Annotated in this window: 7 protein-coding genes; 1 reads left to right on the plus strand and 6 read right to left on the minus strand. The window is 34.1% G+C overall.

Annotated elements, in window-relative coordinates:
- Positions 1 to 71: 71 nt before the first annotated feature.
- The 6 genes from EXE10_RS20350 to EXE10_RS20370 form a co-directional block, all read right to left on the minus strand.
- Positions 72 to 734: a hypothetical protein gene (locus EXE10_RS20350; protein WP_130114546.1), complete on the minus strand. Its 663-nt coding sequence runs from the start codon at positions 732 to 734 to the stop codon at positions 72 to 74.
- A 172-nt stretch (positions 735 to 906) separates the two neighbouring features.
- Entirely contained in the window at positions 907 to 1,809 is a 903-nt protein-coding gene (locus tag EXE10_RS20355) for a replication initiation protein (protein ID WP_130114547.1), read from the minus strand.
- 237 nt (positions 1,810 to 2,046) lie between these two features.
- Positions 2,047 to 2,337, minus strand: a complete 291-nt coding sequence (locus tag EXE10_RS20360) for a type II toxin-antitoxin system RelE/ParE family toxin (protein ID WP_130114548.1) — start codon at positions 2,335 to 2,337, stop codon at positions 2,047 to 2,049.
- Between the two features lie 4 nt (positions 2,338 to 2,341).
- On the minus strand, positions 2,342 to 2,563 hold the full coding sequence (locus EXE10_RS20365) for a ParD-like family protein (RefSeq protein WP_130114549.1): 222 nt from the start codon (positions 2,561 to 2,563) through the stop codon (positions 2,342 to 2,344).
- Between the two features lie 92 nt (positions 2,564 to 2,655).
- Complete coding sequence (locus EXE10_RS22090; RefSeq protein WP_265937147.1) at positions 2,656 to 2,781, minus strand: hypothetical protein; 126 nt, start codon at positions 2,779 to 2,781, stop codon at positions 2,656 to 2,658.
- Positions 2,781 to 2,939 (minus strand): acetyltransferase, encoded by a 159-nt coding sequence (locus EXE10_RS20370; RefSeq protein WP_228256873.1) that lies wholly within the window; start codon positions 2,937 to 2,939, stop codon positions 2,781 to 2,783. Before EXE10_RS20370 ends, EXE10_RS22090 begins: the two co-directional genes overlap by 1 nt.
- A 42-nt stretch (positions 2,940 to 2,981) precedes the next feature.
- Here EXE10_RS20370 and EXE10_RS21790 point away from each other — a divergent pair.
- Positions 2,982 to 3,275, plus strand: a 294-nt coding sequence (locus tag EXE10_RS21790) for a hypothetical protein (RefSeq protein ID WP_213073870.1), incomplete at its 3' end; no start/stop codon positions are given.

The following is a 3,275-nucleotide window of genomic DNA, read 5'->3' on the forward strand; positions in this document are numbered from 1 at the left end:
ATGCAGTATAAATACGTACAAATTAGTAGTTTTAAGAACCCAGTCCTCTTTAAGAGGCTGGGTTTTTCTATTCAATAATTAAAATTCTTATAATCGATAAGCCTATTGTAAAATTTTAAAAGATCGTCATAAGTCTTTTTATGTAGGCTGTTAGTTTTCTCAATTAAATCACTAATATTTCTATTAGCACTAATATTTACATCTAAAACTTTATCTTTAAATATTAGATGTTTATATGATTTCATGTCTTTGGATAAATCTTCATATAGCTTCTTATCATCTTCCAATATAAGTTCTTTGATTTCATGAAAATAACTATCAAAGCTCATTATTAGAGTAAGAAATGGATGATCATATAATTTCTCAGAAAGTTTCTGCATATTATCAAAAGCTATTGAATTTGGTGAATTTTTATATATCTCTATCCGATTTAAGAGGTCATCAATTAACGATGAGAAAGTGGTTAGTTCTAAACTTAAATTTGGTATTTCAGGTATTCTTTCTTTTGAATTATGACTCAATGCCTCTAGTCTTTTTTGAACTGTCCATTCTTGAAAAATATAAACAGCAATAAGAGCAGCAAAGATTGTACTGGCTATACCCATTAAATCTTTTATCAAACTAACATTAGAATCAGAAAATAATTTTGAGATTGTAAAAAAAACTATGATTAAAATAATTAAAATACAAGAGAGTTTTAGAATTCTCTCATTCAAACCCCGATAAATATTCATTTTAAAGAACCAATAAGATTTCAAATATAGATATAGTTTAGCCTAAGCTTAGCTAAGAAAAGATTGCCCAGAGCATCTAAAAATAAAGTCCGTGGAACATTCCATAAATTGACTATTTTGACAGCCAAAAGAACCCCAAAAGGGGCTGTTATCTGATATGGCTTATTTGCTATCACTTTATCAGGCCTTTTTTCTTTCTTCTGTAGTATGTTGCCTGCCCAATTCCAAGTGCTTCCCATGGCTTCATAGATCGTTCAGAATCAGCTTTAGCACCACGTTTTGATTTAGCACCACCTTTTGCCCCTTGTTTCGCCTGCCATGCACTAAAGCCCTCTATTGAAAAGCGTTGCCACACCCATTTAGCAATGCTTTTCGAGATTTGTTTTATCTCTCCGTACTGCAACGGTTCGGGAAATTGCTCATTCTCTTTCATAACATGCTCTAAAACCGCTTTAAACCACCCCTCATAGCTCATTTTAGACTCAAGGTAGGGTAACACTGCCTTGTAGGCCCAAAACCGCGTTAAATCAAAAATGGTGCAGTTTCTGCCTAGTCCTTGGATACGGTCCTCAGCTGTTGGCTTGTTATTTAGATTTACAAAGTCTGCTAGATAATCAAGTGAATAGGTCTGATCACTCCAAAAAACAACGTCCCAGTGCTTGTTTAAGGGGTTTTTTGTAATTAAGCGGCTATAGCTTGTATCAGAACCTAATTTTTTGGCGTATGCCGCCTGAATCGCACTTGCATAGCGAATAGGCTTAATACTGGCAATTTCAGTGGTCGGAAATGGGGTTTCAAGCTTGTAGCAGATATGGCAATGGCCATTTTTAGGATTTCGAGCAGTCCAGTACGGTACTGGTAAATTTTCAATGTGCCACGCAAGCACAGAATCGGCATGATCTAAATCAAAGAACAGGTAATTAACCATGCAAGGCTGATTGCCCTGAATGTATCTGCGTTTTATCGCTTCTCGCTTGGGTAAGATATCCAAGCCACGATCTAAATATTCAGCACAATATGGCTTATGAGCTAAATCATCATAAAAAATATCGAGTTGGTGAACAGGCACAGCCATTGTTCAAGTCCTTTATCTCTTGTTTTTGTGGACTCAACTAGCTACAATTAGGATTCAAGATAATTGGTGTTGCTAGTTGAGTTTATTCTCATAAAGTCACCGAAAGAAAGCCCGACGCCACATCGGGTTTTTTTTCGCCTAAATAAAAGTGTACAGTAAAGTTACACTATTGTTAAGTCACTAATTTTTCAAGTAAAACCATATACCACAAATACACTTTTCACTGTTCTAAATGATTTAATTTCTATGTTGTTTTAAATCCCTATAGAAATTTTCATGACTTCCCAATTTGAGTAAATATAACGTTATTACAGTGTTATCTACTTCATCAACTGAATATGCCAATAATACAGGCTGTTTATTCATCTTAAATTTGTAGACATTTACACCCAAAAGATCACCTTTTTTATCATCTCCAATATTTGGATTTTCACAAATCTGCTTAATAGCTTCATCAAGGTCTTTTTTATCTTGCTTCGTTATTTTTTTAACTGCACGTTCAAATAGAGGGGTTTGTCTAATTTCCATTAGTTCACCCAAAACTGTACGGTGTAGTCATACCAGACTTTGCTTGTGCCATACCCAATAAAATGTCAGTGATATCGTCATAAGTTAAGTCGGGGTTATCTTGCGCAATTTTTCCAATTTTCGCCCAATATTCAACTTGTTTCGTTGCACTTCGGCTTTCTGCTTTCCCGTATGTTTTAGCTTGATCAACAATATCGTTATCAATTTTAACAGCCGTTGAAGTCATGATCTTGTCCTCATATAGTGATATATAAATAATAATCACGATAGAAGCAAAATACAACCTTATGCAACTTTTTAAAACCAAATAATCACCTATCAATAACCGCCATCATCTTCAAAAAAATCGGCAATCTCATCATCTGTGATTACTTTTACAGTCGGTAGTACAAGACTGGTTTCAATTAATCTTTCTATATTTAAATCATCTTCTGTTATTTGCATCACATCTCACTCAACCGTTTAAATGTTTTTTGATGATGGATTAAAATCTTTTTCGTCAGTAATCTGATAATTTTCTCGCCTTCTTTCCCTGTCAGATCAAGCTCTTTGATGGGTCTAATCTTGGGACGATCAACAATTTCAACGCCATATTTTTTCATTCTAGATATTCCTAAAAATAATAGAATTTCAAACCAAGAAAAATGGCTGAAAGTATTGCGGTTACTACAATCCCACCGACTTTATTGCCTAGGCTATTCTTTGAAAAAAGGAAGAATCCGATTCCAACCAACATAAAAAAACCAACAAACAAAGAGATTCGGGCTTGTGATGGCTCACTTTTAAATATTGCACCCATAGCTAATTCGAAAAAAATCGCCATGGCAAAAAAAACAGTGAAAGCCAAGCCTGCCACAATAAAACTAGTTTTAAAATCTTTAAAAAACACATCGCTTTTCTGCATAAAAACTTACTTCTCAATTAACAATTGTAAAAAC

Origin of the sequence: Acinetobacter sp. WCHAc060033 (genome assembly GCF_004209125.1) — a bacterium.
Lineage (GTDB): Bacteria > Pseudomonadota > Gammaproteobacteria > Pseudomonadales > Moraxellaceae > Acinetobacter > Acinetobacter wuhouensis.